We start from the raw sequence: 25755 nt of genomic DNA, 5'->3' as shown, positions 1-25755 counted from the left end.
AGTGGCCCGGTCGCAGGTACAGTCATCCCGCGAGCGCCATGAGGTCGGATCATGAACGAGCAAGCCAGCATTCTGAGGACAGGACGCAAGTTCGACCAGGTCCTGAAGGGTGCGCGCGAAGTGTTCATGGCCGATGGTTTCGAAGGGGCGAGTGTTGACGATATCGCCCGCGCGGCGGGGGTCTCGAAGGCGACGCTTTACAGTTACTTCCCGGACAAGCGGCTGTTGTTCATGGAGGTGGCTCGTCATGAATGCGCCCGGCAGGCGGATGCGCCGATGGACCTTTCCGGCGCCTGCTGCACGCCGCGCGATGTTCTGACCGCTGCCGGTCGGCATATCCTGTCGGTCAGCCTGTCGGAATTCGGTCTGCGCATGTTCCGCATCTGCGTGGCCGAGGCGGATCGCTTCCCGGATCTGGGCCGTCAGTTCTATGAAAGCGGACCGATGGTGGTGCGGGCCCGGCTGCGCGACTATCTGCAAGGTGCGGTCGCGCGTGGAGAGCTGCAGATCGAGGATTTCGATCTGGCTGCGGATCAGTTCGCCGAGCTGTGCCGCGCCGATCTGGTTCCGCGCCTTGTCTTCAACATCGATACGGGGTTCACGCCTGAGGAGCGCGAGCGCATCGTGACCGGCGCCGTGGATATGTTTCTTGCGCGCTACGGCAACTGAGGCTGCTCACCTTCAGGGCTTTTGGAGTTGGCCATGCAGCATCAATGCGTGACGAAATCGTTGGGTGTGTCGCGATAGGTTTCATGGCAGCTGAGGCAGGCCTGAACCATGTTCGGCACCGTACGCAGCAGACCGTTGAGCGTGTTGGCACTGATCTGCTTGGCGGCGTCCTCGGCCCGCTCGGCCCGCATTTCGAAATCTTCCCACTGCTGCCAGACCAGCGGACGCGCATGAGAGTTCGGGTCCATGCGCGGCTTTCTGAACCGCTTGCGAATGTCCCCGGTGCTCTTGATCAGGCTGCGCCGGGCGGCTTTGGCTTTGGCTGCATTGAACACCATGCGGCCGGCCATCATATCGGCCAGGGTCGTGATGGCTGCCTTCTGACCGGTCATCAGCTCAACCCGCCGTTTGACATGTTTGTCGGTGATCGGCGCGGCGGCATCCAGCTGGGCGCCCACAAGGGCCAGAATGAGGACCAAAAGCGCGGGCAGGCTGCGCAATGCGCGGCGGTGCGTCAGGACAGTGCGGTGCGAGCTCATGAGTGCGCTTCCTTCATGGGGTTCTCATCTCAGGAGAGAGGATTGACCGAATCGAATATTTGGAACAAATGTAGAACATCAGTGGTGCTGTCTGCTGGTTTCCTGAAATTTTCAAACTTTTGATCCGGATCGTGCCATGCCTCATCGCCGCATACTGTCGCTTTGGTTTCCGCGCCTTGGCGCAGAGCGGGTGATGCGGGCAGAGCAGGGCAGTCTTGCCGGACCTTTGGCCATTGTGGAGGAACTTTCCAACACACAGGTTATTTCTGCGTTAAATGCCGAGGCCGAAGAGGAGGGGCTTTTTGTCGGCCAGCCCCTGCGCGATGCCCATGCCATCTGCGGCGCCCTGCTGACCCGCAGGCGCAATGTCCCTGCTGAGGGGGCCTTCCTCGAGGCGCTGGGGCGCTGGGCCGGAAAGTTCAGCCCCTGGGTCGCGCCCGAGGGGGCTGACAGCATCAACCTCGACATGACGGGGGCGGCGCATCTCTTCGGCGGGGAAGAGGCGCTTTTGCAGCGGATCGAAGAAGATTGCGCGCGGATGGGGCTCACCGTGCGGATGGGGCTGGCCGATACATTGGGCGCGGCCTGGGCGCTGGCGCGCTATGCCGGGCAGGAGGCAGGGCTGCCGCCGGATCGCTCGGGCGATGCCATCGATCAGGAGGCCCGCGCCACCCGTGCCCGCGCGGCCCGCAACCCCGCGCGTCTCCAGCAAAAGGGCAAGGCGGGGCGCAGGCACTGGACACGGGGAGGGGCGGCGCCGCAGCCTGCCCCGGTCGCAGGAATGCCGAACAGGATTGCTCCGCCGGGGCAGGCGCGCGAGGCCTTGGCGCCCCTGCCGATTGCGGCGCTGCGGCTTGAGGCCAGCACCGTGGCACAGTTGGGCCGCCTTGGTCTGCGACAGATCGGCGACCTTCTGGATCAGCCCCGCGCCAGCCTTGCGCGGCGGTTCGGGCGGGGGCTGGTGCTGCGTCTGGATCAGGCCATGGGCAGCACGCCCGAGCCGGTCTCTCCGGCCCGCGCGGTCGAACATTTTGCGGTGCGCCTGACCCTGCCGGATCCGATCGGGCTGGTCGAGGATCTGCTGGCGGGCATCGACCGGATGCTGCCCCGCCTGTGCGCGCGGCTGCAGGAGCGTGGCAAGGGCGCACGGCTGTTGCGGCTTGAGGCGCACCGGGTGGATCAGGCGGCCCAGATCGTTACCGTGGGGTTGGCGCGGGCCAGCCGCGATGCGGAACGCATCCGCCCGCTTCTGGAGATGAAGCTGGAAGAGATCGACGCCGGTTTCGGCATCGAGATGCTGCGCCTTGAGGCGCTTCAGGTCGAGCCGATCCATGCCCGCACCCAGGCCGGTCATCTGGAAGCCACTGCCGCCGCCCGGACCCGGCAGGCGGGCGGGCACAGCGTGATCCTGGAAGACCTGATCGGGCGTATCGGGGCCCGTATCGGGCTTGAGGCGATCACCCGGTCTCATCCGGTCGACACTCATATCCCGGAAAAGACGGCAAAGGTGCTGGCGGCGGCCTGGTCCGAACCGGCGCAGGACTGGCCACCCGCGCCGCATCCGCGCCCCCTGTTGATGTGGCGGCCCGAGCTGGTGATGGCGCCGGATGTGCCCAGCGTGCCCGAGCGGTTCCGCTGGCGCGGCCGTGACTGGCAGCTGGCCGAGGCCGAAGGCCCCGAGCGGATCGCCCCGGAATGGTGGCTGGAGGATCCGAACTGGCGCAGCGGGGTACGCGATTACTGGGTGGTGGTCACCGCCTGCGGCGCGCGGCTGTGGCTGTTCTTTGCCCATGGCGCGGCCCTGTCGCGGGGCTGGTTCTGCCACGGCAGTTTTGCCTGAGCGGGCTTCTGCTGCGGGGAGACACACTTCGCTCTGCGCCGAAGTCTTTGCCCTATTGGGCGCAGGTGACAGGGGCTAGTATCGGGACATGACCGTATCTCATCCGCACGGATCGCCGCGCACCCCGCGCTTTGACATCCTCGGGCAGGCCATTGGTGATGCCAGCCGCACCCGCATGCTGTGTGAGCTGATGGAGGGGCGTGCCTATACAAACAAGGAACTCGCCTCTGCCGCCGGGGTCACGCCGCAGACCGCCACCGCACATCTGCGCCTGTTGTGCGAAGCGGGACTGGTTGTGGCCGATAAACGCGGACGCTGCGTCTATCACCGGCTTGCGGGCCCCGAGGTGGCGCAGACGCTGGAGCAGCTGGCCGCGATTGCCCCTATGGACAGCCTCTATCTGGCGCAGCGCCGCAAGGCGGGCGGACTGGCCGAGGTGCGCAGCTGTTATGATCATCTGGCCGGTCCCCTGGCGGTGGCGATGGCCGAGGTCTTTGTTCAAAAAGGCATGCTGGTCGAGCGCGACGGCGGGTTCCATGCGGTTCCCTCCGGTCTGTGGCAGCCGCTGGGCGTGTGCCTGCCCGATGCAAGGACATCACCCCGGCAGCCCTTTGCCCGCCCCTGCCTGGACTGGACCGAGCGGCGCCTGCACGTGGCGGGGCCACTGGGGCGGCAGCTTCTCACCCACGCGCTGGAGCGCGGCTGGATGCAGCGCCGCCAGCACAAACGGGGCCTGATCCTGACCGCACCGGGGCGCAGGGCGCTGGAGCAGCTCCTCGGGCTGGAGATATCGCAGGTCACACAGGAGCAGAACCATGCCTGAAACATCATCCTCCCGATACACCACCCAGACCGGAACCCGGCTGCTGGTCCAGGTCCCCGAGGCCGAGGCCGACAGGGTTCTGACAGCGATCCTGTCAGTCACTTCTCTGCCCTGGGGCGATTACGACCAGGTGGCCTATTGGACAGCCCCGGGCGTGCAGCAGTTCCGCTCTTGCGCTGGCGGGCGCAACCGGGCGAGCGACACGGCGGTGGAGGTGCCTTGCGTCGAATTGCAGGTCTTTGTGGGCGCCAGCGGAGCAGATCTCGATCCCGTTTTGCGGGCGATCTATGACAGCCACCCCTATGAGGAACCGGTGATCCAGATGATCCCGGCGATCCGCAGCCTGCACATCCGGGGGGTGGACGAGGACAATCCCAATCGCTTCTGGAACCGGCCCGCTGCCGACTGGGTGCCCGACATTCATCGTGCCACCGCAGGTTCTGGCGGCAAAACCGCTTGATTCGGACGCGGTTTGGCGCGAACCTTGGCCCCATGACATTCCAGCACAGCGCGTCCTTCCCCGGCTCCGGTATCCCCGAACAGGTCTCCTTTGATCGCAAGGAACTGTCGGTGATCCTGTCCCTCTACGGCCGCATGGTGGCCGCAGGGGAATGGCGGGATTACGGGATTTCCGCGCTGCGGGATCTGGCGGTTTTCTCGGTCTTTCGCCGGACCGCCGAACATCCGCTCTACCGCATCGAAAAACACCCAAAGCTGCGCAACCGGCAGGGGCAGTATTCGGTGGTCGGCATGGACGGGCAGATCCTGAAACGCGGGCACGATCTGAAAACGGTGCTGCGGGTGCTGGAACGCAAGCTGATCCGCGCGGTAGAGTGACGCCGGGTTTCAGGAGAGCCGTTTATGCGCCGTGACCGGCCCGTCGCCCTGTGACGCTATCCGGGCAATGGCCGTTTCCAGCGGTTCGGTCGCCACCGCCATGTCATGCGCATTGGCATGGATGATGCTGCCCGGATCACGCACCAGCGCCACATGCCCTTTCCAGAACAGCAGATCGCCACGTTGATAAGAACTGCCTGCGGGCAGGGCGGTGCCAAGCTCTCGTTCCTGCGGGCCGCTGTCGCCGGGGCAGGGCAGGCCGCAGGCCAGAAGCGCCGCCTGCACCAGCCCCGAGCAATCTATGCCAAAGCGGCTGTTGCCGCCCCACAGGTAGGGCGTGCCGAGGAAGCTTTCGGCAACGGACACCGGATCGCTCAGGCGCGTATCGATGGGTGACAGATGTACCTTCGGAATGTGGCCCAGTTCGGTCTCGGCAAAGCGATCCGTCTGCGCGCGGACCCGCACCCTGCTGCCAAAGCTGAGTGCGCAAAGGTCGCGGGATTTGAAATCGGCGGCCTCATAGGCGTGGGTGGCGGGTGCAGTCACCCAATGGGTTGCCTGCAGCGGTGCGTCCAGGGCCGATGCTTCCACATGGCCGGTGTAGCCGTCCTTGGAGGCCCGGATCTCTGCCCAGTGCGAATCGTGGCTCAGAACCGTGACGGTCTCTCCATAAAGAAGCTGGCGATCCCGCAGCCCACCCCGCGCGCGCAAAAGGTCCACCACGGGGCGATTGATCCGGGCAGTCGATGTCATAGCTTGAGCAGCTTCGGCAGGGCGGCAAAGATTGCCCGGGCGCCCTGTCCCACGCCGCCCTTGGGGCGGGCCGGTGCAGCGGTGGGTGTCCAGCCGTAGATGTCGAAATGCACGTAGCGCGCCTCGCCCGCGAAGCGGCGCAGGAACAGGGCGGCGGTGATCGATCCTGCAAATCCGCCCGAGGGCGCATTGTCGAGATCGGCAATCCCGGGCTCGATCATCGCTTCATAAGGGTCGTGGAACGGCATGCGCCAGACCGGGTCGGCCATCTGCGCCGCGCCGCCAGCGATGGCAGCGGCATCCGAATCGGACCCGGCATAGAAAGGCGCCAGATCCGGACCCACCGCAACCCGCGCCGCGCCAGTGAGGGTCGCCATCGAGACCAGCAGATCCGGGTTGTCCTCTTCGGCCAGCGTCAGGGCATCGGCCAGAACCAGGCGCCCTTCGGCATCGGTATTGTTGATCTCCACCGTCAGCCCCTTGCGCGAGGTCAGGATATCGCCGGGGCGGAAGGCATTGCCGGAAACGGCGTTTTCCACCGCCGGGATCAGCACCCGCAGCTGCACCGGCAGACCCGCGGCCATGATCATGCGCGCCAGCCCCAGGACCGTGGCCGAACCGCCCATGTCCTTTTTCATCAGGGCCATGCTGCTGCCGGGTTTGAGGTTCAGCCCGCCGGTGTCGAAGCAGACACCTTTGCCGACCAGCGTCAGTTTCGGCCCCTCGTCCCCCCAGCGCATGTCGATCAGTCGGGGGCGTGCCTCGGCGGCCCGGCCCACGGCGTGGATCATGGGAAGATTCTGCGTCAGAAGGTCGTCGTCCAGCGTCACCTCGGCAGTGGCACCAAATTCCTGCGCCAGTGCTTCGGCGGCGGCCTGCAACTGGTCCGGACCCATATCGGCGGCAGGCGTGTTGATTAGATCACGCGTCAGACATTCTGCCGCAACCAGCGATTCGACCGCCGATGCATCGATCCCCTCTGGTGCGATCAGGACAGCACCTGAGCCTTTGGGCTCTTTGTAGCGATCAAATGAGTACCCGGTCATCAGCCAGCCAAAGCATTCCTGCTCCAGCATATCCCGAGGGATGGCATTGTCCTCATGTGTCTCGGCCAGCCGGTAGGTGCCTTGCGGCAGTTTGCTGGCGCCAGCGGCCAGTACAAACCGCTGGCGTGCGCGCTGGGCCGCTGTGCCGTAGCCAACAAGCGCCATAACCGGCGCTGAAGTGTCAGCGCCGAGCACCAGTAGCGTTTGTCCGATGGATCCTTTGAACCCGTTTGCCTGCACCCAGTGCACGACAGCATCCGGCTGGCGGGTCAGCCAGTCGGGACAGGAAACCTGATCAATGACATGAACAGTAATCGCTAAATCGCAAGCAGCGGCAAAAACGGGGGGCATTTAGATACTCCAGAAGAAGGGGGCGCATTTGCCGCCAGAGTATCTGCCTCCACGTCGCCTGCAAGCCCTGCTTACACACTGGAAACACTCAGATTCCGCTATAGGGGTCCGGATCAGACAGGTCAGATAGAGAGGTCCTGCTGCTCCCACACGGCCGTAAGGGAGCGTTCGCCAACGCGCAAAAGCCGGAATACGGTCGCCGCGATGGCGGGTGTATCCTGGCTGTCGATCGCACTTGTGACATCCTGAGCGATGGAAGCCATCGCCGTCATGCCAATCTGATCCGCAATCGCAATCAGTGAGCGCGCGTTCTTGCGCAGGTTTTCCATATCTCCCTGGCGCCACAATCGCTCACAATGCGACAGGCGGACCGCCAGTTCTTCTATTGCACGGCACACGACATCCTCGGCCCCGGTTTCGCCCAGCTGCGAGTACAGCTCGGACAGTTTTCCCGGATCCAGGTGCACGTTCTCCTTGTGCATGACAGTGATAATATTAGCCACCACATTCACCCCAATTCATTATGCCCCCACGGCACGATGCCCAACTTGCACCTCACAGGTTGTCAAAAGGTTTCCGCGCGGGTGTCCAAATCGCTCGAATTTAGTGACAATGCAGGCTATCAGCGTTGCCAAGCTCAATTCAGGGAATGCTCTAATGGAATATGCCAAACCACTGCCCGGGTATCTGGTGACACGCTATCATGGCTGGAAAGCGACGTCGTATAAAGAGAACCAGGGATGGTACCGGCGTCTGGCAAGCGAAGGGCAGCGTCCGCGCGCGATGGTCATTTCCTGCTGTGACAGCCGGGTGCATGTGACCTCGATCTTCGGTGCCGATCAGGGAGAGTTCTTCATTCACCGCAACATCGCCAATCTGGTGCCGCCCTACGCGCCGGACGGTGATCACCACGGCACCAGTGCCACGGTCGAATATGCGGTAACGGTTCTGAAGGTGGCGCATCTGATCGTTCTGGGGCACTCGCAATGCGGCGGGGTGCAGGGCTGTATCGACATGTGCAAGGGGCAGGCGCCGGCGCTTGAGGAGAAGAGCAGCTTTGTCGGGCGCTGGATGGATATCCTAAAGCCCAAGTTCTCATCCGTGGCCGAGATCGAAGATCCCGAGGTTCAGGCTCGCCAGTTCGAGCGTCAGGCGGTCGTAGCCTCGCTGGAGAACCTGATGACCTTTCCCTTTATCGAACATGCCGTGAAAGAGGGGGTGCTGAGCCTGCATGGCCTGTGGACCGATATCGGCGAGGGCGGGCTGGAATGCTATGATCCCAAGTCGGGCGCCTTCCAGCAGGTCTAGGTCTTCTGGACTGCGGCTGCGCTTGCGCGTTGGTGAAGATCGGCGGCCGCGCGCGTGTAGCCGCCCGATGCCCCATCGACGAAATGCACGTGATCGTCGCGCATGGCCGAAGGGACGATACAGGTGACCATGGCGGCATCCTGTTCGTGCAGGCCAAAGCGAATCTCTCCTGCCGCCTCTGCCTGTTCCAGAAGCAGAATGATCTGATCCCGGACCTTGTGGCTGCAGTCCACGGTCATCTTGAGCCCGTCGTCGAATTTGCGAAAATCCGAGTTGGCGCTGATGACTGACAGATAATGCGCGGGATCAAATCCACCCGTAGGCTTGCCCCGGCTGAACAGCATCCGGGCGATGGCAGATCCGGCAATCAGCCACAGCGCGCGCAGGGCCAGGGGAAGGCGGCCCCGTGTCAGGCGGGCTTCCACCATCAGTCCCGAAGGCGGGTATCGCAGCCGGGGGCCGGATTGCGGAACCGGATGCCCTCCGCCCTCCAGCTGCGCCGTCAGCTCCAGAAGCCGCGTTGCCAGCGCCGCAAAGCGCTGAGGATCGCTGCCTTGCGCGGGCAGGGCGACCAGAGACAGGATAAGTCCGTTGCGGGCCGGGGTGTTGTCCCAGCGGCAGGAGAGGCCCGTCAGATCCGGGGGGCCGGCTTCTTCTGCCGGTGCAACCACGTAGGCGCCCGACTTCATCTGCTGCTCTGCCCAGGAAAGCCCCCCACCCGAGAACATTGCGTAATCCGCATCCTCAGAGACTGCATAGCGGGCAACCGTCACGTCGAGACCTTCTGCGCGAATGCGCTCGATCGGCATCTGCGCCGCGCGCAGGGAGATGGCGAATTCGCGCAAAACCCATTCGCGCAGGCGGGCCAGGGTTTCCCGTGCGACCCTTGCCCATTCGGGCGGCACCGCGAATGAGGCGCCATCGCCTCCGAAACTGTAGGGAAAGGGCGCGTTCCCCAAGGCGTTCATCATGGCGGCAATGACCGAAGCGCCAACCATGTTGACGGTCTTGTAGCGGCCTGCTGCTATCAGTTCGGTCGAGGACACGATGTCGGTGCAGCAAATCACCCACCCAGACGGTAATGGAGCGAAGGAATCCGGCCGCGCGAGATCAGAGAACGCGCGCTGCTTTGGCAACTGTTGATAGAAACCGGCATGTTCTGCCATGGCAGCTGATATCCATTCTGAAATACGAATAGGTATTGAACTGTAGTGATTGTCAGATCATGCAAGCCGTGACGAAAATTTTTGTCGCGCATCTAATGTTGACGTCGCGCCGCACCGGAGGGGAGGGAACGGATGCAGGCTGGTTTGATCTTGTTGTGCCTGGCCTATGTGCTGAGCCAGTTCTTTCGCGCTTTCCTGGCCGTTCTCGCTCCCGTTCTGGCCAAGGATATCGGCGCCGGGGCCGATGATCTCGCCTTTGCTTCGGGCATGTGGTTCCTTGCTTTTGCCGCCCTGCAGCTGCCGGTGGGCTGGGCGCTGGACCGCATCGGGCCACGCCGCAGCGCGGCCGTGCTTTTGTTGTTGGGCGGCGGCGGTGGTGCCCTTGTGTTTGCCCTCGCGAGCACCCCTTTTCATATCACGATTGCCATGTTCCTGATCGGGATCGGCTGCTCGCCGGTTCTGATGGCTTCCTACTACATCTTCGCGCGCCAGTACCCGCCTGCCCGGTTTGCCACCCTTGCCGCGCTGATGCTGGGCATGGGATCGGTCGGTAATCTGGTGGCCTCCTATCCCACGGCGCTGGCGGTCGATCTGGTCGGATGGCGGGCGACCCTGGCCGGATTGGCTGCCATCTCTGCTGCGGTTGCCGCAGGGATCTGGATTACGGTGAAAGATCCGCCCCGCGTTCCGGGGCCGCAGAAAGGGTCGGTTCTGGATCTTTTGAAGATGCCGGTGCTCTGGGCAATCTTTCCAATCATGCTGGTCAGCTATGCGCCGGTTGCGGCCATTCGCGGACTGTGGATCGGCCCCTATTTGACCGATGTGTACGGGCTGGATACGGGCCAGATTGGCCTTGTGACGCTGGTCATGGGGGTCGCGATGATCATCGGCACCTTCGTCTATGGTCCGCTTGATCGTGTTCTGGGCACCCGCAAATGGCTGATCTGGGGCGGCAGCATGGCGGTGGTTGCGCTTCTGGGGGCGCTGATCCTGTGGCCGCAGGCCCCGGTCTGGGTGCCGGTCGCCATCATGGCGGGCATCGGGTTCTTTGGTGCTTCTTTTCCCGTAGTGATCGCCCATGGCCGCGCCTTTGTTCCGCCGCATCTGGTGGGGCGGGGGGTGACGCTTCTGAACTTCTTCGGCATCGGGGGCGTGGGGCTGATGCAGTTTGCCAGCGGACGCATCCATGCGCAGATGGCCGGGGCGGCAGATCCCGCTGCGCCCTATACCGCGCTTTTCGGCTTCTTTGCCGCGGCGCTTCTTCTGGGCTGCATCGTCTACCTGTTCAGCCGCGACAGTCTGGACTGACACGCCCCTGTCATACGCAGACCCTTTAAATCCTGCGTCAATCCCTATATGACACCGCAGCCGGCCACGAGGCCGGGCAAAACTGGAGAAACGATTATGGGTTATCGCGTCGTCATCGCGGGTGCCACGGGTAACGTGGGCCGCGAAATGCTGAACATTCTGGCCGAGCGCCAGTTCCCGGTGGATGAGGTTGCCGTTCTGGCCAGCCGCAAATCCCTGGGTACCGAAGTCTCTTTCGGCGACAAGACCCTCACGACCCAGGATCTGGACACATTCGATTTCACCGGCTGGGACATGGCGCTGTTTGCCATCGGCTCGGACGCGACCAAGAAATATGCGCCCAAGGCGGCCGCAGCGGGTTGCGTGGTGATCGATAACTCCTCGCTGTATCGTTACGATCCGGACATTCCGCTGATCGTGCCCGAGGTGAACCCCGAGGCGGTGCATGGCTATGCCAAGAAGAACATCATCGCCAACCCGAACTGCTCGACCGCGCAGATGGTCGTGGCGCTGAAGCCGCTGCATGACCGCGCCAAGATCAAGCGCGTGATCGTCAGCACCTATCAGTCGGTGTCGGGATCGGGCAAGGAGGCCATCGACGAGCTGTGGGATCAGACCAAGGCGGTCTACAACCCCACGCAGGATGTTCCCCCCAAGGTCTACACCAAGCAGATCGCCTTCAACGTCATTCCGCATATCGACGTCTTCATGGAAGACGGCTCGACCAAGGAAGAGTGGAAGATGGTCGCCGAGACCAAGAAGATCGTCGATCCCGCCATCAAGGTCACCGCGACCTGCGTGCGCGTGCCGGTCTTTGTCGGGCACTCGGAATCGATCAACATCGAGTTCGAAGATCATCTGGATGAAGACGAAGCCCGCGACATCCTGCGCGAGGCGCCGGGTATCATGGTGATCGACAAGCGCGAAGACGGTGGCTACGTGACGCCCGTAGAGTGCGTTGGCGACTATGCCACCTTCATCAGCCGGATCCGTCAGGACAGCACCATCGACAACGGTCTGAACCTGTGGTGCGTCAGCGACAACCTGCGCAAGGGCGCTGCGCTGAACGCTGTTCAGATCGCCGAACTCCTGGGCCGTGAGGTCTTGAAGAAAGGGTAAGTTGCCGCGCAACTTGCACCAAATACCAATAAAACTGGGGCCATTTCGCAAGAAGTGGCCCCATTTGCGTTTCTGGCGGCCCCATTCTGGTCACAAACAAGCTCATGCTTGGAGAGGTCAGAGATATCGAGGAACGCTGCCATGTACTCTCAGGATTTTGAACGCGAAACAGTGACAACCGGCGATGCGGCCATGGCCCAGACCGCCTGGTCCAGCGCCTGCGATCAAAGCAGGCTGGATACGGAGATGGTCATCCAGCTGCGCATTTCGCTGAGTCCGGTCTTCGAGAGCGCGACCAGCTGGTCGGATCTGCGCAGCGCGCTGCAGACCAAGGGATTCTACATGAAGCGCTCCAAGGGCCACATGCATCTTTACGACGGTCACAGCCACGTTCAGATCTGCACCTGCAGCTTCCTCGGCTATCCGTCCGAAGATCTGGACAAGCGGTTCAAAGAATCGGCGCCGACCCGCAAGGTGCGAAAGCTACCGGTCAGGAACTGAATCTGGGCGGCTTCGTGCGGCCTATCCTTTCGGAGAGGGTAACGCGGAAAAGAGCGCCATTTTGGACCCTTCGGTCAGATAGGCACAGCACAGTCCAAGGGGTATGTTGAAGTTACTCCAACGGGGTCCACGGACCCTATCCTGTCTGAGAAGCCGCTGACCACTTGGCCAGCTTCCGTCCGAACCGTCGGCTGCACCGCCCCCCGTGGCCTTGGCGGGCACATCCCTACCCTGACCCGGTGGTTGGCGGCTTCGAAGACCCGGATCTCAATTTTGCCTTTTCGAACAGGGTGCCGTTCTCTCGCGGCGCCCTGTTGTTATTTTGGGGTAAAGCCAGCTGAGCGATTTGCGTCTGGCGCGCCTGATGACACTCTGGCGGATCATTCACCCCGTTTCGTTTGCTACTGAGGCTTCGAAATCAGGATGGGGGCAGTTTCGTATGCTGGTGGTGCCGGGCTTGGGTCCCGGTCAGGGCAGCAAGCGATGGCCTGCCGATGCGGGGGTGATCGTTTCCCTTGCAACCACTGCGTGATAGCCTGACCTTCACCCTTGGTTTGCCCATTTCAACACAAGAGATACAGATGAAGCTCATATCCGCGGCATGTGCCATCCTGGCTGCTTCTGCAGCAATGGCCGAAGAGTTCACCCTGTCTTCAAGAATCACCGATGTGACGGTCTACCCGCAAGTGGCCGAGCTGACCCGCAAGGCTGAGGTTCAGATACCCGCAGGGCGTCATCAGTTGATCGTGCAGGATATTCCGAACCGGGCGGTGCTGGATACCCTTCAGGTGGAGGTTTCTGGCGCGGCTTTGATCGCAACCCGGTATCGCACCGAGGATGTGCCGCCGCGTGACAGCAGCAGTCCTGCGATCCGCGCCGCCGAATCAAAGATCGCCGAGATCGAAATACGCATCCAGACTGTGAGGGACGCGGCCGAGCGTGTGCGCCAGCAAGAGCGTGCGGCGCAGAATGCCATCGGCTTTCTGCGGGACTTGGGCGACAATGACGGCCTGGCGCAGATCGGCACCGATGGCTTGCGTGACATTGTCCGCATGATCGAGGAAGAAACGGCGCGGGCGGGCACCGTGGCGCTTGAGGCCGAGATCGAAGCGCGCGGTATCGAAGTCGCCCTGGAGGATCTCGAGGAAGAGCTGAGAGCGGCGCGGCAGGCGCTGGCGGCGATCCGGCTGGAGGATGAGGATCGGCTCTATCTTGTTCTTGATGTCGCAGCCGAAGCCGCCGGAGCGGTGTCTGTCGATCTGTCCTACGTCAGCGAAGCGGGCTGGCAGCCCGGCTACGAGGTCCATCTGGTTACGGGGGCCGCGCCTCGGTTGACCTTGAAGCGTTCGGTCATGCTCTATCAGGACACGGGAGAGGCCTGGAAGGACGTTGCACTTACCCTGTCCTCCCTGACGCCATCCGAGCGCGGCAGCCCATCGCAGATCTATCCGCAGCAGCTGCGGATCATGGAGCCCGCACCTGTCCCCCAGATGAAAAGCTCGTCAGAAGCGGCGATGGACAGTCTGGCCGAGCCAGTCTCGGTTGAGCCGGTTGTGGTGGAGCAGTTCCGGGCACCCTGGGATGCAGACGTGGATGGACCGGGGGTGACCTATCATTTTGACCATCCGGTCTCGGTTGCGCCGGGCGGAGAGGGCCTGCGCCTTCAAATGGATCAACTGACCACGCAGGCAGAGCTGTTTGCAATGGCTGTCCCCTTGCGGGATGACACGGCGTATCGCGCTGCGCGTTTCTCCAACACCTTTGGAGAGGATTTGCTGCGGGCGGATACGGCGCTCTATTTTGTGGATGACAAACTGGTCACCGCTGCGCCCTTTTCGGCGCTTGCGGCAGGCGAGGAGTCAGAGGTCGGTTTTGGCCCCATTCGCGGGTTGCAGATAACCCGCAATGTGCTGTCTCGCCGCGAAGGAGAGCGCGGCATGATCTCGCGCAGCAACCAGCAAATGCAACGGGTTGAGATCGAGGTGCAGAATCTCACGGGGCAATCCTGGCCTCTGCGTCTTGTCGATCGTGTGCCGTATTCAGAGCAGGATGATCTGGTGGTTTCCTGGAAGGCTTCACCGGCAGTATCCGAGGAGAATGTCGAAAAACAGCGCGGTATTCTCGCTTGGGAGTTTGAGGTTGGGGCTGGAGAGGAGCGCAACGTAAGCCTCGAAACAACGTTTGAGTGGCCCGAGGGCATGGTTCTGCGTTGAGGTCGGGGCGTGGGGCTCCCGCCCAAAGCAGCCGGATCAAAGATCCGTCCTCTTTAGTTGGGCGTGGCGCCGCTATGCGGCGTGAGGTTTCGCTGAGAGGCATCTTGAGGGGCATACTTGCCCCTCAAGATGCCAGATCCATTGTTGGTTTGTTTCGTGTAAAGGGCAAGCCGCACCAAAGGTGCGGCGGCTGCGCCGCCCTTGACACGGGGTATCCATGAAAGGGAGGGACTGCGCCGCGTCAGCGGCGCCGGGCCCAAGGCTGCTCTGGGCGTTGTGGCGCAGCCACGGCACCCGGCGGGTGCGGGAGGGCATACCTCTTCTTGAAGAACTGCCCTATCCGCTGTTGCGCAGGCGGCCGACAATCCCGGTCGGGAAGAAATAGACGCTGAGGATGAACAGGACGCCCAGCCACAATAGCCAGCGGTCGGCATTGAGCAGCTCCGGGACGAGCGGCAGCGCGCTGGTCAGCTCGGATGCGGCGCCCATCAGGTTTTGCAGGTAATTCTGCGCCAGCACGAAGAGTGTCGCGCCGATCACCGCGCCATACATGGTGCCCATGCCGCCGATCACTACCATCAAGAGGATGTCGATCATGATCTCCATCGACAGCGAGGTGTCGGGACCGACATAGCGCAGCCAGACCGCATAAAGCGATCCTGCCAGCGCGGCGACAGCGGCCGACAGGCAGGTGGCCGCAACGCGGTAATAGACCACGCGGTAACCGATTGCCTCGGCCCGGAAATCGTTCTCGCGGATCGCCTGGAGCACACGGCCAAAGGGCGAATTCACCACCCGCAACAGGCCGAGGAACAGCACCAGTGCACCGATGAAGATGAAATAATAGGCCAGCAGCTTTCCGTTCAGTTTCACGCCGAACAGCTCGCCGTCGAAGGTCCCCTTGCCAAACTTGAAGGCTGGCCCCAATTCACGCGGAGTCTTGAAGGTCAGCCCGTCCTCGCCGCCGGTCAGACCCGACAGCTGGCTGACCAGAACAGCCACGGCCGAGGCGACGGCGAGTGTGATCATGGCAAAGAAGATCGCCCGCACCCTGAGCGAGAAGAGGCCGATCACCAGGGCCAGCACGGCGGCCAGCAGCGCGCCAGCGCCAGCGCCAACCGCGATGGCATCGAACCCGCGCCCCATGTGGGTGGATGCGAGCGCCACGCCGTATGCGCCGATTCCAAAGAACATCGTATGGGCAAAGCTGACGATGCCGCCATAGCCCAGGAGCAAATCATAACTCGCCACCAGCACGATGAAGACGCAGATCCGCGCGGCCGTATCCACCGTGCGCACGCCGGGGAACAGGAAGGGCGCCAGTGCAAGACAGACCAGGATCACACCGAGGATCAGCGCCAGCGGAAGGGAGCGGGGCGTATCGCCCGAAAGAATAGAGCGGATCATTTTGCTTTTACCACCGGGATCATGCCCATCGGGCGCCACATCAGGATGGCCACCATCAGGGCGATGTTGGAAATCAGCGCAGCTTTCGGTTCAATGAAGGCGATGTAATTCTGCAAGAGGCCGACCAGCAGGGCGCCGATGAAACAGCCTTCGACCGAGCCGAGCCCGCCAATGATCACCACGATAAAGATCAGGATCATCGCGTGATTGCCCATATGGGCGGTGATCACCTCCTGATAAAGACCCCACATAACCCCGCCGAGGCCGGCCAAGGCAGAGCCTGCGATAAAGACGCCGACGAAGACCAGCCGCAGTCGGTAGCCAAGCGCCTGAACCATCTCGCCATTCTCGACACCCGCGCGCACGATCAGGCCGATCTTGGTGCGCCGCAGCACCCAGCGCATTGCAAGGAAGACCACAAGACCCACGCCAACGGCCACCAGACGGTATTTCTCGATGGCTGCCCCTGCAAAGGTGATGGCGCCTTTCAGCGCCTCGGGGCGCAGGATGTAGATCTCCTCTGGCCCCCAGAGGACGATGATCAGCTGCTCGACCACAATGAGCCCGCCCATGGTGACAAGGATCTGTTTCAGGTGATGGCCATAGACAGGTTCCACGATCACCTTCTCAAAGGCCCAGCCCATCAGACCAGTGGCCAGCATAGCGCCGATCACGGCGAGCAGGATGGCGCCGAGGTTCAGCATCAAGGAGGGCGCCTCGGTCATATGGCCCAGCAGCATCAGCACCGAGATGCCGACAAAGGCCCCGACCGAGACAAAGGCCCCATGACCAAAGTTGATCACATCCATCAGGCCAAAGACCAGCGTCAGGCCAGAGGCCATGATGAAGATCATCATTCCCATGGCAAGGCCGGACACCGTCAGCGTCAGCCAGCTTGAGGGGTTCTGGATCGCGATGAAGCCGACAATGGCAATGAGCGGAACCAGCAGCACCGGCATATGCGGCGCGATACGGTCGCGCAAGCTGGCCTCTGCCATCTTGGGGGCGTGTTCAGGTGCGGCGGTCATATCGGGCCTCACGAAGTGCGGTTGCGGGAAGCGTGGCGAAACGAGCAGTCATCAATGCGCCTCCAGGCTAAGGCCCATCAGGCGTTCCTGCAGGGCACCATCCGTTGCCAGCTCCTGCATCTGGCCGGACCAGATCATGCGCCCGTCGTCCATCACATTGGCGCTGTCCCCCAGCGCCTTGGCGACGGCGAAATTCTGCTCCACCAAGAGCACCGAGGCGCCCTGATCCTTCAGATCCTTCAGGGCGCGGGCCATGGTGGAGATGATCGCCGGGGCCAGCCCCTTGGTCGGCTCATCGATGAGGTAGAGCTTGCGCTCCTCGACCATGGCGCGGGCGATGGAGAGCATCTGTTTCTGCCCGCCCGAGAGGGTTCCGGCATCGGACTTCCAGAAAGTCTTCAGCGGCGGAAAGGCGGCAAAGATCCAGTCGAGCCGGGCCGGGTTGATCGGCCCCGAGGCTGCGGCCAGAACCATGTTTTCCTCGACCGTGAGATCGGCAAAGATGCCCATATCCTCGGGCACGAACCCAAGGCCCATGCGGGCAATCGCCGGGGTGGGCATCTTTGTGATGTCCTCGCCATCAAAGAGGATACGCCCCTGATGGGCGCGCCAGTGGCCGATCACGGTGCGCAGGGTCGTGGTCTTGCCCACGCCGTTGCGCCCCAGAAGCATGGTCACGGCGCCGCGCGGCACCTCCAGATCCACCCCTTGCAGGATGTGGTACTGGGCAATGTTGGTATAGACGCCTTCGAGTTTCAGGATTGCATCAGACATCGGCAAGCACCCCTTCCAGGCCACGGCCCATATAGGCCTCTTGCACCACGTCCGAGGCCATGACTTCGGCAGGCGGTCCGTCGGCGGCGAGCGCGCCGTTGTGCAGCACGATGATGCGGTCGGCGAGGGTGCGGATCACGTCCATCTTGTGTTCCACCAAAAGGATCGTCCGGTCGCGTTGGTCTTTCAGTTCTTCAATCAGGTCGAGCACCACGGGAGCCTCATCGACGCTCATGCCTGCGGTGGGTTCGTCAAACATGTAGACGGCGGGATCCAGCGCGATCAGCAGGGCGACCTCCAGCTTGCGCTGGTTGCCGTGGGACAGCTCGGACACCACCTGATGCCGCTGCTCCAGCAGGCGCACGCGGCGCAGAATCGCCTCGGACTTATCGGTCAGATCCTGATGGCGCGTGACCATGGACCAGAGGTTGAAGCTGCGCCCCGACTTGGCCTGCACCACAAGGCGCACGTTCTCCAGCACCGAAAGGTTGGGGAAAAGGTTCGTCAGCTGAAAGGCACGGCCAATCCCGGCGCGGGTGCGGGCAGAAACTGACAGGCTGCCGATGTCGCGCCCCTTCAGAAAGACGCGCCCGGCGCTGGCTGGGATCTGGCCCGAAATGAGGTTGAAATAGGTCGTCTTGCCCGCGCCATTGGGGCCGACGATGGCGGTAAGCTGACCGGCGTGAAAATCGCAGGTCACCGCATCGACCGCCACATGGCCGCCGAACCGGACCGTCAGGTCCTTGGTGCTGAGTATGGGAGAGGTGGTCATGTCAGTCTCTGCTTTGTCCGCGTGACGGGTAAGCCCCGATACCGCGGAAATGGGCCATCTCGGGATGGCCAGCCGAACAGGAGCGGCCCGAGGCATAACCCTGGGCCGCCCTTTATCGTCAGGGGTTTAGTTGCGCACCGGGATCGGCAGATCTTCGATCTTCAGCTCGCGCACCAGTTCCGGGATCGCCCAGTCGACACCGTCCTCGACCTTGATGCGGAAGTGGTACATGGGCTGCAGCGCCTGGTGGTCTTCGGCGCGGAACATCATGGTGCCCTTGGGGCTTTCCCAAGACATGCCCTCCATCGCCGCGATCAGCTCTTCGGTGTCGGTGGAGCCTGCCTTCTTGATCGCCTCGACCGCCGCGATACCGGCTGTCATGCCGCCCGCGGTGAAGAAATCCGGCGGGGTGCCAAAGCGGGCCTGGTGTTCCTTCACCAGCCAGTCGTTCACCGGGTTCTGCGGGATCTCATAGTAGTAATAGGTGGCGCCTTCCATGCCGGGGAATTCCTTGTAGCCCTTCATGGCTGCCAGGATGTTGCCGCCGGTTGCCAGTTCGATGCCGAAACGGCTGGGATCCATGGCGTTGATCTTGCTCATCGGGTTGCCGCCGCCGGCCCAGATCACAAAGAGCTTCTTCTCCCCGTCCAGATCCTTCATCGCGTTGAAGATCCGCTCGGCCGCAGCAGTGAAATCGGTGGTGTCGGTGGGCACGTATTCCTCGTGCGCAACGCCGCTGCCGACGCTTTCAAGGGCTTCCTTGAAGGCGGCGATCCCGTCCCGGCCAAAGGCATAATCCTGCGCGAGCGTTGCGATATGGACGTTTTCACCGGCGAGCGCGATGGCGTTCGATACCGCGTCCTGGGACGAGTTGCGCGACGTGCGGAAGACATAGCGGTTCCAGTTGGAGCCGGTGATGCTGTCGGCCACGGCAGGCTCGACGATCAGGAGCTTTTCATATTCCTCGGCCACCGGCAGCATCGCCAGTGCCACGCCCGAGCTGACCGGGCCGATCGCCAGATCCACCTCGTCATCGCCGTAAGCCTCTTCCAACAAGGCCTTGCCGTTCTCCGGCTTCAGCTGGGTGTCCTTTTCGATCACGACGATCTTTTCGCCGTTGATCTCCATGGTGCCGCCGGTGGCGTATTCTAGCCCCAGCATCAGCCCGTCATGGGACTGTTTGGCATAGGCCTCGAAGGGGCCGGTTTTGCCGTAGATATGGGCGATCTTGATGTCTGCCGCTGCGGCCGAAGCCAAGGCGAGCGCCGACACCATACCCGCAAGAATTGCGCGTTTCATAGCTGTCCTCCCTGATGCCGCGCGGGCCTGCCCTGAGATGTCCAAGGGCCTCGTGCGCGGTCATTCTCCTGTGCGCTCAGGCTAGCGGGGCAGGGGGAAACCGGTCAATTGCAGGGAAATACGTATCGCCCCGCGCCGCCGGTGTGGTGGCAGCGCAGGGCGATGCCGTTGCAGCCTAGCGCGTCTTCCAGTCGGCGGCCAGCTTGCGGGCATTCTGGGCCAGGATCAGCACGTCCAGCCCCACGGCAAGGAACTGCGCACCCATGTCGAAATAGGCCTGCGTCGCCTCTTCGGTGACGCCCAGGATGCCGGGCGCCTTGCCTGCTGCGCGGATATGCTGCAGCGCGCCTTGGATCACGGCGCGTACCTCGGGGTGGGCGGCATTGCCCTGATGGCCCATGTCGGTGGACAGATCCGCCGGGCCGATGAAGACTCCGTCGATGCCTTCGACCTTTAGGATGTCATCCAGCGCCGCGATCCCGGCGCGGTTCTCGACCTGAACCAGCAGGCAGATCTCCCGATCCGCTGTCTGGATGTAGTCGCTGACCGATCCAAAGCTGCTCGCTCGTGCCCCTGCCGCACCCACGCCGCGGGTGCCGTGAGGCGGGTATTTGCAGGCCCGCACCAGTTCTTCGGCCTGTTCGGCGCTTTCGACGATGGGCACCAGAACGGTCTGGGCGCCCGCATCCAGCACCTGCTTGATGATCCAAGTCTCACCGATGGGCACGCGCACGACGGGGTGGCTGTCCGAGGCTTCGAGCGCCATCAGCTGATCCCGGATCGAGCGGATGTCATTGGGCGCGTGTTCGCCATCCACCACCAGCCAGTCAAAGCCGCAGGTGCCCATGATCTCGGCCACGGAAGGTTCGGCAAAGCTCATCCAGCAACCGATCTGGCGTTTGCCGTCAGCGAGGGCCTGTTTGAAGTGGTTCTTGGGTGCGGGCATTGAAAACCTCTTTGGTCAGGTATGGGCGGTCAGGCAAATGAAATGGCGACATGGCCGAAGGGGCCGAAATCGGCGGTGATCTCGCTGCCCGGGGGGCATTCGATGGGGCGTATGAACGAGCCCGAGAGGACGATATCCCCGGCTTCGATCTGTTGTCCATATTCCGCCATCCGCCGAGCCAGCCACAGGACCGATGTGACAGGATCATTCAGCACCCCGGCGCCCAGACCTGTCTCCTCGACCGTGCTGTCGCGGGCGACGATGGCACCCACCCAGCGCAGATCATGCGCGTCGATGCCGTGACGCTGGTTGCCCAGTACGACGCCTGCATTGGCGGCATTGTCGCTGATGGTGTCGGTGATGATGCGGGCCTGCCCGGTGGCGGGATCGGCGCGCAGGATGCGAGTGTCGAGGATTTCCAGCGAGGGCGCCACATAGTCCGTTGCGGCAATCACCTCCTCGCGGGTGCAGTCGGCGCCTGCAAGGGGCGCTTTCATCACAAAGGCGATCTCGGCCTCGACGCGGGGCTGGATGAATCGTTCGGCGGGCACGGTGCTGCCGGTGTCGAATGCCATGTCATCGAGCAACACGCCGCTGTCGGGCGTGGTGATGTTCAGCGCCTGCTGCATGGCGCGGCTGGTGAGGCCGATCTTCCAGCCGATCTTCCTGCGCCCCTGCGCCAGTTTCTGGGCGACCAATGCCTTTTGCACGCCGTAGGCATCCTCCAGCGTCATGCCGGGATAGGCGAGGGACAAGAGCCCGCATTGCTGGCCGGTCTCCTCGGCCTTCAGCAGGGTTGCTGCGGCCTCTGCGTGCTGATCGGGGGTCATGCCTCGTCCTCTACGCTGTTGGTCAACTTGCCGATACCTTCGGCCTCGACCTCGATCACGTCGCCGGGTTTCAGGAAGCGGGGCGGATCAAAGCGCGCGCCCGCGCCGGTGGGGGTGCCGGTCACGATCACATCGCCCGGCACCAGTGTGGTGAAGGTCGAGATGTATTCGATCTGGCGACGGATCGGGAAAAGCATCCGGCTGGTGCGGTCGTCCTGGCGCAATTCGCCGTTTACATGGGTGGTGAGGCGCACGTCATCCAGCTGCGCAGCGGATGTGAACGGCACCAGCCATGGCCCCATGGCGCCGGAACTGTCCCAGTTCTTTCCTTGCGTCACGTTGAACTTCGCATGGCGCACCCAGTCGCGCAGGGTGCCTTCGTTGCATAGGGTCACGGCGGCGATGTGGTCATAGGCGTTCTCGGCCTTGATGCGGCGTCCGCCCTTGCCGATGACGATGGCGATCTCGCCCTCATAGTCCAGTTGCGGCGTTTCCGGCGGGCGGATCAGCGGCTGCCCCTGCCCGGTGAACGAGCGCGGAAAGCGGATGAACAGCGACATGTTCGGCGGCGCTTCCTGCCCGTCCTTGTACTCGGCATTGCGGTCGGGGAAGTTGACGCCGACGCAGATGATCTTTTCCGGGTTCGGCACCGGGATCTGATAGGCAAAGGTGCCATTGGGGTGCGTCACCGGATGGTTCTTGGCCGCCACCGCCAGATCGTGCAGGCCGTCTGCAGCAATCACATCCCGCAAGGTCGGCCAATGGGCAAAGCCGGGTGACAGAGCGGCCATGCCTTCGTCGGTGACAGCGCCATAGTAGGTTTCACCATTGGCGGTGTAAGTGGCAAAGCGCATCAGTCGGCTCCTCTCATCAGGTTGGCGGCGATTTCAGTGATGACATCATGGGCCATCATCACGTCGGCCTCGGTGGTTTCGAATTGCCCCGCCTGGAAGCGGATCACCAGATCGCCATCGACGCGGGTTTGCGTCAGGTAAATCCGTCCGTCGTCGTTGATCGCATTCACCAGTGCGAGGTTCAGCGAATCCAGATCCTTGGCCCCTGCGGGCGCATAGCGGAAGGTCCAGAGCGACCACATGGGTGGGGTGACGATCTCGAAATCCGGGGTCGCGGCCAGTTTGTCATGGAGCTGGTTTGACCAGTTCACATGGTTGCGCAGCCTCTCCCGAAGCCCCTCAAGGCCATAGGTGCGGATCAGGAACCAGATCTTAAGTGCGCGGAAACGGCGGCCCAGCGGCACCGACCATTCCGAGTAGTTGATGATCCCGTCCTTGCCGTGGGTCTTCAGATACTCCGGGCTGATCGCCAGCGTCTGCACCAGATCATCGGGGTTCTTCAGGAAATGGGCCGAGCAGTCGAACTGCGCGCCCAGCCATTTGTGCGGGTTGAAAACGATACTGTCGGCGCGGTCAATGCCGGGCCAATAGTGGCGGTATTCGGGGCAGATCATCGCCGATCCGGCCCAGGCCGCATCCACATGGGTATATAGGCCGTATTTCTCGGCCACATCCATCACCTTGTCCACGGGATCAGTTGCGCCGGTGCCGGTACCACCCACGCAAAGGATCACGCCTGCGGGCTGCAATCCTGCCTCTAAGTCGGCCTTGATCGCAGCCTCAAGGGCTTCGGGGTCCATGCCGCGCCAGTCGCCCTTGATGGGGATGCGCACGAGGTTCTGCTGGCCGATGCCCGCGACCCAGATGGCGCGATCAATCGAGGTGTGCACCTCGGAGGAGCAATAGACGCGCAGCGGTTTCTGGTTGAACAGGCCATCCTGATTGCCTTTCCAGTTCAGCGCCTTTTCCCGCATGGTCAGCACGGCGGCCAAAGTGGCGGAAGAGGCGCTGTCCTGAATCACGCCCTGAAAAGGCTCGGGCAGGTCCAGCGCCTGACGCAGCCAGTCCATCATCCGGGTTTCCATCTCGGTCGCCGCCGGGGAGGTCTGCCAGAGCATGCATTGCGGCGCGATGGCGGACACCAGGAATTCCGCCAGCACCGAGGGCGCTGCGGCGTTGGAGGTGAAATAGGCAAAGAAACGCGGGTGCTGCCAATGGGTGATCCCCGGCATCACGACGTTCTCGAAGTCGGCAAAGATTTCCTCCATGCCAACCCCAGCCTCGGGCGGAGCGCTCGGCAGGGCGTTCAGCACCTCGCCCGGTTCGGTGCGGGCGCGCACGGGGCGTTCACCCACGGTCAGGTGATAGTCCTGTGCCCAGTCGGCGACCTTGCGGCCCCAGTCCGAGAATTCATCCCATTTCATGTCTCAATCCTTCATTTGTGCCCTTGGCACGGACAGCGCTCGCAGAAACCACTCGGTCCTCGGCTGTTCTTATGTCGTCTCAGGGGGCGATGATCGGCTGTGCGGTCAGGGCGCTGGGTTGTGGCTCCACCCCTTCGAAACTCGATCCTTCCTCGAACCAGCTGCGCGGCGCAGGGGCCCCCCACAGGGTCTGACGCTGCGGATCGGTCAGCGACCATTTGATCGGCTCAAGGTCGGGATCGCAGGTCTGGTAATCCGAGCAGTAGATCTCGATCCGGTGGCCGTCCGGGTCCCGCACATAAAGGAAAAACGCGTTGGAGATCCCGTGGCGACCGGGGCCGCGCTCGATATTCTCCACATAACCGGTGGTGGCCATCAGATCGAGCAGGTCGATGATCGCCATCGGGGTCGGCACCCAAAAGGCGGTGTGATGCAGGCGCGGGCCCAGCCCGTTGGTAAAGGCCACATCATGCACGCCGCCCTTGCGGTGCATCCAGGCGGCCCAGACTTTGGCGCTGTCGTCATCCTCGGTGTATTCGGTGACGCGGAACCCGATCTCGTTGTAGAAGGCGACGCTGGCATCCACATCGGCCGAGAACATGTTGAAATGGTCGATGCGGAGCGGTTTTACCCCGTTATAGAGCCTGTATTTCTGGTGGATCGGCTCCAGCCGGTCCATCTTGACGTAGAACTCCAGCGGGATGCCCCAGGGATCGCGGGTGCGCAATGTGCGGCCCATGTGCGGGCGCTCGACCCACTCCACCGGCAGGCCCTTGGCGGCAAAGAAATCGGCGGCCTTATCCAGATCCGGTTCGTCGAACAGTTTGAACCCCAGAACCGCCACCGACGGCGCGTCCGCCTGCACCAGAACGATGCAGTGATGGCCGCGTTCCTCCATTGCGCGCAGGTAGATGCGGCTCTCGTCCTCATCCGTCACCTGCAGGCCCAGCGTGTCCACGTAAAAGGCGCGGCTGGCGGCAAGGTCCGTCACCGCGTACTCCACGTGGCTGAGGCGGAGGATGTTGAAAGGCGGGTAGAGTACGGGGGCGGGAACGGGCATTGGTGCCTCCTTGTTTGGACCGGTGCTCAGACCGGGAAAATCACATTTGTCTGGCCGGTGCCGGAGCTGGGGAAATAGGGCGTCACCACCTCGCATTTGCCATCATAGTCATCCCATCCCAGCGCGCCATAGAGCATCGCCGTGTCGTGCATCGACCCTTCGCCGCAGCAGAACTGGGCGTATTCGCCAAGCATTTTCAGGAAGGTCGCGTGATCGCCGTTTTTCCACATCTCCAGCACATGCAGGTCCATCTGGCGATTGAACTCGGAACTGATGGTGAAGGTGCCATTGTTGGCGGCGTAATCCTTGTTGGCCCAGATCTTGTGCGAGAGTGAGCCAGAGGCGACCAGCAGCACCTTGCTGTTTGAGTCCTCCACGGCGGCGCGGATCGCCTGACCTACAATGCGGCTTTCGTCGTGGCCATGCACCGTGGCCCAGGCCGCGACAGAGACGACCTTCATGTCGTGCTCGCGGCTCATGAAACGCATCGGCACAAGGGTTCCATACTCCAGTTCCAGACTGTCCAGATGATGCGCCAGCGTATAGGCACCCCGGTCCGAGGCTTCCTTGGCAATCGCATCACCCAGCCCGGGGTTGCCGTCATAGGCATAAGGCAGGTTCTGGATAAACTGCGGGAACTCGTTCGAGGTGAACAGCCCCTCGAAACGTTTGTTGGCGTTGATGTGAAAGCCCGCGTTGATCACCCAATGGGTGTCGCAGATCACCACGGTATCGGCACCAAGCGCCTTGGCGCGGCGGGCGATCTCATAGTGTCCGTCGATCGCGGGCTGGCGGGTGCCCTTGATGGGACCCTCCTGCTCGGACATGAGCATGGTGGGCACGTGGGTCATCTTGGCGGCGAGAACGATCTCTCCCATGGGTCTCTCC

At 62.8% G+C, this 25755-nt stretch carries 26 protein-coding genes; 10 read left to right on the top strand and 16 right to left on the bottom strand.

Features of this window, described 5'->3' with window-relative positions:
* Positions 1-51 precede the first annotated feature (51 nt).
* Positions 52-669, top strand: coding sequence for a TetR/AcrR family transcriptional regulator (locus AADA15_RS12550; protein WP_341641897.1), 618 nt, complete (start codon positions 52-54; stop codon positions 667-669).
* A gap of 41 nt (positions 670-710) precedes the next feature.
* Here the strand turns inward: AADA15_RS12550 and AADA15_RS12545 are convergent, their stop codons facing one another.
* Positions 711-1208 (bottom strand): c-type cytochrome, encoded by a 498-nt coding sequence (locus AADA15_RS12545; RefSeq protein ID WP_341641896.1) that lies wholly within the window; start codon positions 1206-1208, stop codon positions 711-713.
* A 136-nt stretch (positions 1209-1344) separates the two neighbouring features.
* On the opposite strand from AADA15_RS12545, the gene AADA15_RS12540 reads away from it, so the two are divergent.
* From AADA15_RS12540 to AADA15_RS12525, 4 genes are all read left to right on the top strand, one after another.
* Entirely contained in the window at positions 1345-3048 is a 1704-nt protein-coding gene (locus AADA15_RS12540) for a Y-family DNA polymerase (RefSeq protein ID WP_341641895.1), read from the top strand.
* An 88-nt stretch (positions 3049-3136) separates the two neighbouring features.
* The gene (locus AADA15_RS12535) at positions 3137-3871 is read left to right on the top strand and encodes an ArsR/SmtB family transcription factor (protein ID WP_341641894.1); all 735 of its coding nucleotides are present in this window, start codon (positions 3137-3139) and stop codon (positions 3869-3871) included.
* Positions 3864-4331 (top strand): YqfO family protein, encoded by a 468-nt coding sequence (locus tag AADA15_RS12530; RefSeq protein WP_341641893.1) that lies wholly within the window; start codon positions 3864-3866, stop codon positions 4329-4331. Before AADA15_RS12535 ends, AADA15_RS12530 begins: the two co-directional genes overlap by 8 nt.
* A gap of 32 nt (positions 4332-4363) precedes the next feature.
* A complete protein-coding gene (locus AADA15_RS12525) occupies positions 4364-4708 on the top strand; it encodes a DUF2794 domain-containing protein (protein WP_341641892.1) in 345 nt (114 codons plus the stop codon).
* 9 nt (positions 4709-4717) lie between these two features.
* Here AADA15_RS12525 and AADA15_RS12520 read toward each other — a convergent pair whose 3' ends face one another.
* The 3 genes from AADA15_RS12520 to AADA15_RS12510 all read right to left on the bottom strand — a co-directional run bounded on the left by AADA15_RS12520 (position 4718) and on the right by AADA15_RS12510 (position 7340).
* Positions 4718-5461: a C40 family peptidase gene (locus AADA15_RS12520; protein ID WP_341641891.1), complete on the bottom strand. Its 744-nt coding sequence runs from the start codon at positions 5459-5461 to the stop codon at positions 4718-4720.
* Positions 5458-6858: a leucyl aminopeptidase family protein gene (locus tag AADA15_RS12515; protein WP_341641890.1), complete on the bottom strand. Its 1401-nt coding sequence runs from the start codon at positions 6856-6858 to the stop codon at positions 5458-5460. The genes AADA15_RS12520 and AADA15_RS12515 overlap by 4 nt, the downstream gene beginning before the upstream one ends.
* A gap of 122 nt (positions 6859-6980) precedes the next feature.
* Positions 6981-7340: a hypothetical protein gene (locus AADA15_RS12510; protein ID WP_341641987.1), complete on the bottom strand. Its 360-nt coding sequence runs from the start codon at positions 7338-7340 to the stop codon at positions 6981-6983.
* A gap of 175 nt (positions 7341-7515) precedes the next feature.
* On the opposite strand from AADA15_RS12510, the gene AADA15_RS12505 reads away from it, so the two are divergent.
* Positions 7516-8166, top strand: coding sequence for a carbonic anhydrase (locus tag AADA15_RS12505; protein ID WP_341641889.1), 651 nt, complete (start codon positions 7516-7518; stop codon positions 8164-8166).
* On the opposite strand, the gene AADA15_RS12500 is transcribed toward AADA15_RS12505, so the two are convergent.
* Positions 8163-9332, bottom strand: a complete 1170-nt coding sequence (locus tag AADA15_RS12500) for a DUF3095 domain-containing protein (RefSeq protein WP_341641888.1) — start codon at positions 9330-9332, stop codon at positions 8163-8165. The genes AADA15_RS12505 and AADA15_RS12500 overlap by 4 nt on opposite strands.
* A 132-nt stretch (positions 9333-9464) precedes the next feature.
* Between AADA15_RS12500 and AADA15_RS12495 the strand changes: the two genes are divergently transcribed.
* The 4 genes from AADA15_RS12495 to AADA15_RS12480 all read left to right on the top strand — a co-directional run bounded on the left by AADA15_RS12495 (position 9465) and on the right by AADA15_RS12480 (position 14473).
* Positions 9465-10640, top strand: a complete 1176-nt coding sequence (locus AADA15_RS12495) for an MFS transporter (RefSeq protein ID WP_341641887.1) — start codon at positions 9465-9467, stop codon at positions 10638-10640.
* A 96-nt stretch (positions 10641-10736) separates the two neighbouring features.
* Complete coding sequence (locus AADA15_RS12490) at positions 10737-11759, top strand: aspartate-semialdehyde dehydrogenase (protein ID WP_341641886.1); 1023 nt, start codon at positions 10737-10739, stop codon at positions 11757-11759.
* A gap of 141 nt (positions 11760-11900) precedes the next feature.
* Entirely contained in the window at positions 11901-12260 is a 360-nt protein-coding gene (locus tag AADA15_RS12485) for an aspartate-semialdehyde dehydrogenase (RefSeq protein WP_341641885.1), read from the top strand.
* Between the two features lie 581 nt (positions 12261-12841).
* Complete coding sequence (locus AADA15_RS12480; protein WP_341641884.1) at positions 12842-14473, top strand: DUF4139 domain-containing protein; 1632 nt, start codon at positions 12842-12844, stop codon at positions 14471-14473.
* Between the two features lie 336 nt (positions 14474-14809).
* Here AADA15_RS12480 and AADA15_RS12475 read toward each other — a convergent pair whose 3' ends face one another.
* The 11 genes from AADA15_RS12475 to hpaD (AADA15_RS12425) form a co-directional block, all read right to left on the bottom strand.
* Positions 14810-15880, bottom strand: coding sequence for a branched-chain amino acid ABC transporter permease (locus tag AADA15_RS12475; RefSeq protein ID WP_341641883.1), 1071 nt, complete (start codon positions 15878-15880; stop codon positions 14810-14812).
* Complete coding sequence (locus tag AADA15_RS12470; protein WP_341641882.1) at positions 15877-16908, bottom strand: branched-chain amino acid ABC transporter permease; 1032 nt, start codon at positions 16906-16908, stop codon at positions 15877-15879. Before AADA15_RS12470 ends, AADA15_RS12475 begins: the two co-directional genes overlap by 4 nt.
* Positions 16909-16959: 51 nt before the next feature.
* Complete coding sequence (locus AADA15_RS12465; RefSeq protein ID WP_341641881.1) at positions 16960-17682, bottom strand: ABC transporter ATP-binding protein; 723 nt, start codon at positions 17680-17682, stop codon at positions 16960-16962.
* On the bottom strand, positions 17675-18454 hold the full coding sequence (locus AADA15_RS12460) for an ABC transporter ATP-binding protein (protein WP_341641880.1): 780 nt from the start codon (positions 18452-18454) through the stop codon (positions 17675-17677). The genes AADA15_RS12465 and AADA15_RS12460 overlap by 8 nt, the downstream gene beginning before the upstream one ends.
* Positions 18455-18580: 126 nt before the next feature.
* Positions 18581-19753 carry a substrate-binding domain-containing protein gene (locus tag AADA15_RS12455; protein ID WP_341641879.1) on the bottom strand — a complete coding sequence of 391 codons (1173 nt, stop codon included), beginning with the start codon at positions 19751-19753 and terminating at the stop codon, positions 18581-18583.
* 175 nt (positions 19754-19928) lie between these two features.
* Positions 19929-20699, bottom strand: a complete 771-nt coding sequence (locus tag AADA15_RS12450; RefSeq protein ID WP_341641878.1) for an HpcH/HpaI aldolase family protein — start codon at positions 20697-20699, stop codon at positions 19929-19931.
* A gap of 29 nt (positions 20700-20728) precedes the next feature.
* Positions 20729-21529, bottom strand: coding sequence for a 2-oxo-hept-4-ene-1,7-dioate hydratase (hpaH, locus tag AADA15_RS12445; RefSeq protein WP_341641877.1), 801 nt, complete (start codon positions 21527-21529; stop codon positions 20729-20731).
* On the bottom strand, positions 21526-22383 hold the full coding sequence (locus AADA15_RS12440; protein ID WP_341641876.1) for a fumarylacetoacetate hydrolase family protein: 858 nt from the start codon (positions 22381-22383) through the stop codon (positions 21526-21528). The genes hpaH and AADA15_RS12440 overlap by 4 nt, the downstream gene beginning before the upstream one ends.
* A complete protein-coding gene (locus tag AADA15_RS12435) occupies positions 22383-23807 on the bottom strand; it encodes a pyridoxal phosphate-dependent decarboxylase family protein (protein ID WP_341641875.1) in 1425 nt (474 codons plus the stop codon). The genes AADA15_RS12440 and AADA15_RS12435 overlap by 1 nt, the downstream gene beginning before the upstream one ends.
* A 79-nt stretch (positions 23808-23886) precedes the next feature.
* Positions 23887-24867, bottom strand: a complete 981-nt coding sequence (hpaD, locus tag AADA15_RS12430) for a 3,4-dihydroxyphenylacetate 2,3-dioxygenase (protein ID WP_341641874.1) — start codon at positions 24865-24867, stop codon at positions 23887-23889.
* Positions 24868-24893: 26 nt separating this feature from the next.
* Positions 24894-25745, bottom strand: coding sequence for a 3,4-dihydroxyphenylacetate 2,3-dioxygenase (gene hpaD / locus AADA15_RS12425; protein WP_341641873.1), 852 nt, complete (start codon positions 25743-25745; stop codon positions 24894-24896).
* Positions 25746-25755 lie beyond the last annotated feature (10 nt).

The sequence above is a fragment of the Phycobacter sedimenti genome (assembly GCF_038148855.1).
In the GTDB taxonomy this organism is placed as follows: domain Bacteria; phylum Pseudomonadota; class Alphaproteobacteria; order Rhodobacterales; family Rhodobacteraceae; genus Phycobacter; species Phycobacter sedimenti.
Note: the sequence above shows the minus strand (reverse complement) of the source record. Positions and strands in the feature narration are given on the sequence as shown.

Bases quoted from the DNA above. Each gene is read 5' to 3' on its own strand.
- AADA15_RS12550 (WP_341641897.1), top strand. From the start codon at position 52: ATGAACGAGCAAGCCAGCATTCTGAGGACAGGACGCAAGTTCGACCAG.
- AADA15_RS12545 (WP_341641896.1), bottom strand. From the start codon at position 1,208: ATGAGCTCGCACCGCACTGTCCTGACGCACCGCCGCGCATTGCGCAGC.
- AADA15_RS12540 (WP_341641895.1), top strand. From the start codon at position 1,345: ATGCCTCATCGCCGCATACTGTCGCTTTGGTTTCCGCGCCTTGGCGCA.
- AADA15_RS12535 (WP_341641894.1), top strand. From the start codon at position 3,137: ATGACCGTATCTCATCCGCACGGATCGCCGCGCACCCCGCGCTTTGAC.
- AADA15_RS12530 (WP_341641893.1), top strand. From the start codon at position 3,864: ATGCCTGAAACATCATCCTCCCGATACACCACCCAGACCGGAACCCGG.
- AADA15_RS12525 (WP_341641892.1), top strand. From the start codon at position 4,364: ATGACATTCCAGCACAGCGCGTCCTTCCCCGGCTCCGGTATCCCCGAA.
- AADA15_RS12520 (WP_341641891.1), bottom strand. From the start codon at position 5,461: ATGACATCGACTGCCCGGATCAATCGCCCCGTGGTGGACCTTTTGCGC.
- AADA15_RS12515 (WP_341641890.1), bottom strand. From the start codon at position 6,858: ATGCCCCCCGTTTTTGCCGCTGCTTGCGATTTAGCGATTACTGTTCAT.
- AADA15_RS12510 (WP_341641987.1), bottom strand. From the start codon at position 7,340: ATGCACAAGGAGAACGTGCACCTGGATCCGGGAAAACTGTCCGAGCTG.
- AADA15_RS12505 (WP_341641889.1), top strand. From the start codon at position 7,516: ATGGAATATGCCAAACCACTGCCCGGGTATCTGGTGACACGCTATCAT.
- AADA15_RS12500 (WP_341641888.1), bottom strand. From the start codon at position 9,332: ATGGCAGAACATGCCGGTTTCTATCAACAGTTGCCAAAGCAGCGCGCG.
- AADA15_RS12495 (WP_341641887.1), top strand. From the start codon at position 9,465: ATGCAGGCTGGTTTGATCTTGTTGTGCCTGGCCTATGTGCTGAGCCAG.
- AADA15_RS12490 (WP_341641886.1), top strand. From the start codon at position 10,737: ATGGGTTATCGCGTCGTCATCGCGGGTGCCACGGGTAACGTGGGCCGC.
- AADA15_RS12485 (WP_341641885.1), top strand. From the start codon at position 11,901: ATGTACTCTCAGGATTTTGAACGCGAAACAGTGACAACCGGCGATGCG.
- AADA15_RS12480 (WP_341641884.1), top strand. From the start codon at position 12,842: ATGAAGCTCATATCCGCGGCATGTGCCATCCTGGCTGCTTCTGCAGCA.
- AADA15_RS12475 (WP_341641883.1), bottom strand. From the start codon at position 15,880: ATGATCCGCTCTATTCTTTCGGGCGATACGCCCCGCTCCCTTCCGCTG.
- AADA15_RS12470 (WP_341641882.1), bottom strand. From the start codon at position 16,908: ATGACCGCCGCACCTGAACACGCCCCCAAGATGGCAGAGGCCAGCTTG.
- AADA15_RS12465 (WP_341641881.1), bottom strand. From the start codon at position 17,682: ATGTCTGATGCAATCCTGAAACTCGAAGGCGTCTATACCAACATTGCC.
- AADA15_RS12460 (WP_341641880.1), bottom strand. From the start codon at position 18,454: ATGACCACCTCTCCCATACTCAGCACCAAGGACCTGACGGTCCGGTTC.
- AADA15_RS12455 (WP_341641879.1), bottom strand. From the start codon at position 19,753: ATGAAACGCGCAATTCTTGCGGGTATGGTGTCGGCGCTCGCCTTGGCT.
- AADA15_RS12450 (WP_341641878.1), bottom strand. From the start codon at position 20,699: ATGCCCGCACCCAAGAACCACTTCAAACAGGCCCTCGCTGACGGCAAA.
- hpaH (WP_341641877.1), bottom strand. From the start codon at position 21,529: ATGACCCCCGATCAGCACGCAGAGGCCGCAGCAACCCTGCTGAAGGCC.
- AADA15_RS12440 (WP_341641876.1), bottom strand. From the start codon at position 22,383: ATGCGCTTTGCCACTTACACCGCCAATGGTGAAACCTACTATGGCGCT.
- AADA15_RS12435 (WP_341641875.1), bottom strand. From the start codon at position 23,807: ATGAAATGGGATGAATTCTCGGACTGGGGCCGCAAGGTCGCCGACTGG.
- hpaD (WP_341641874.1), bottom strand. From the start codon at position 24,867: ATGCCCGTTCCCGCCCCCGTACTCTACCCGCCTTTCAACATCCTCCGC.
- hpaD (WP_341641873.1), bottom strand. From the start codon at position 25,745: ATGGGAGAGATCGTTCTCGCCGCCAAGATGACCCACGTGCCCACCATG.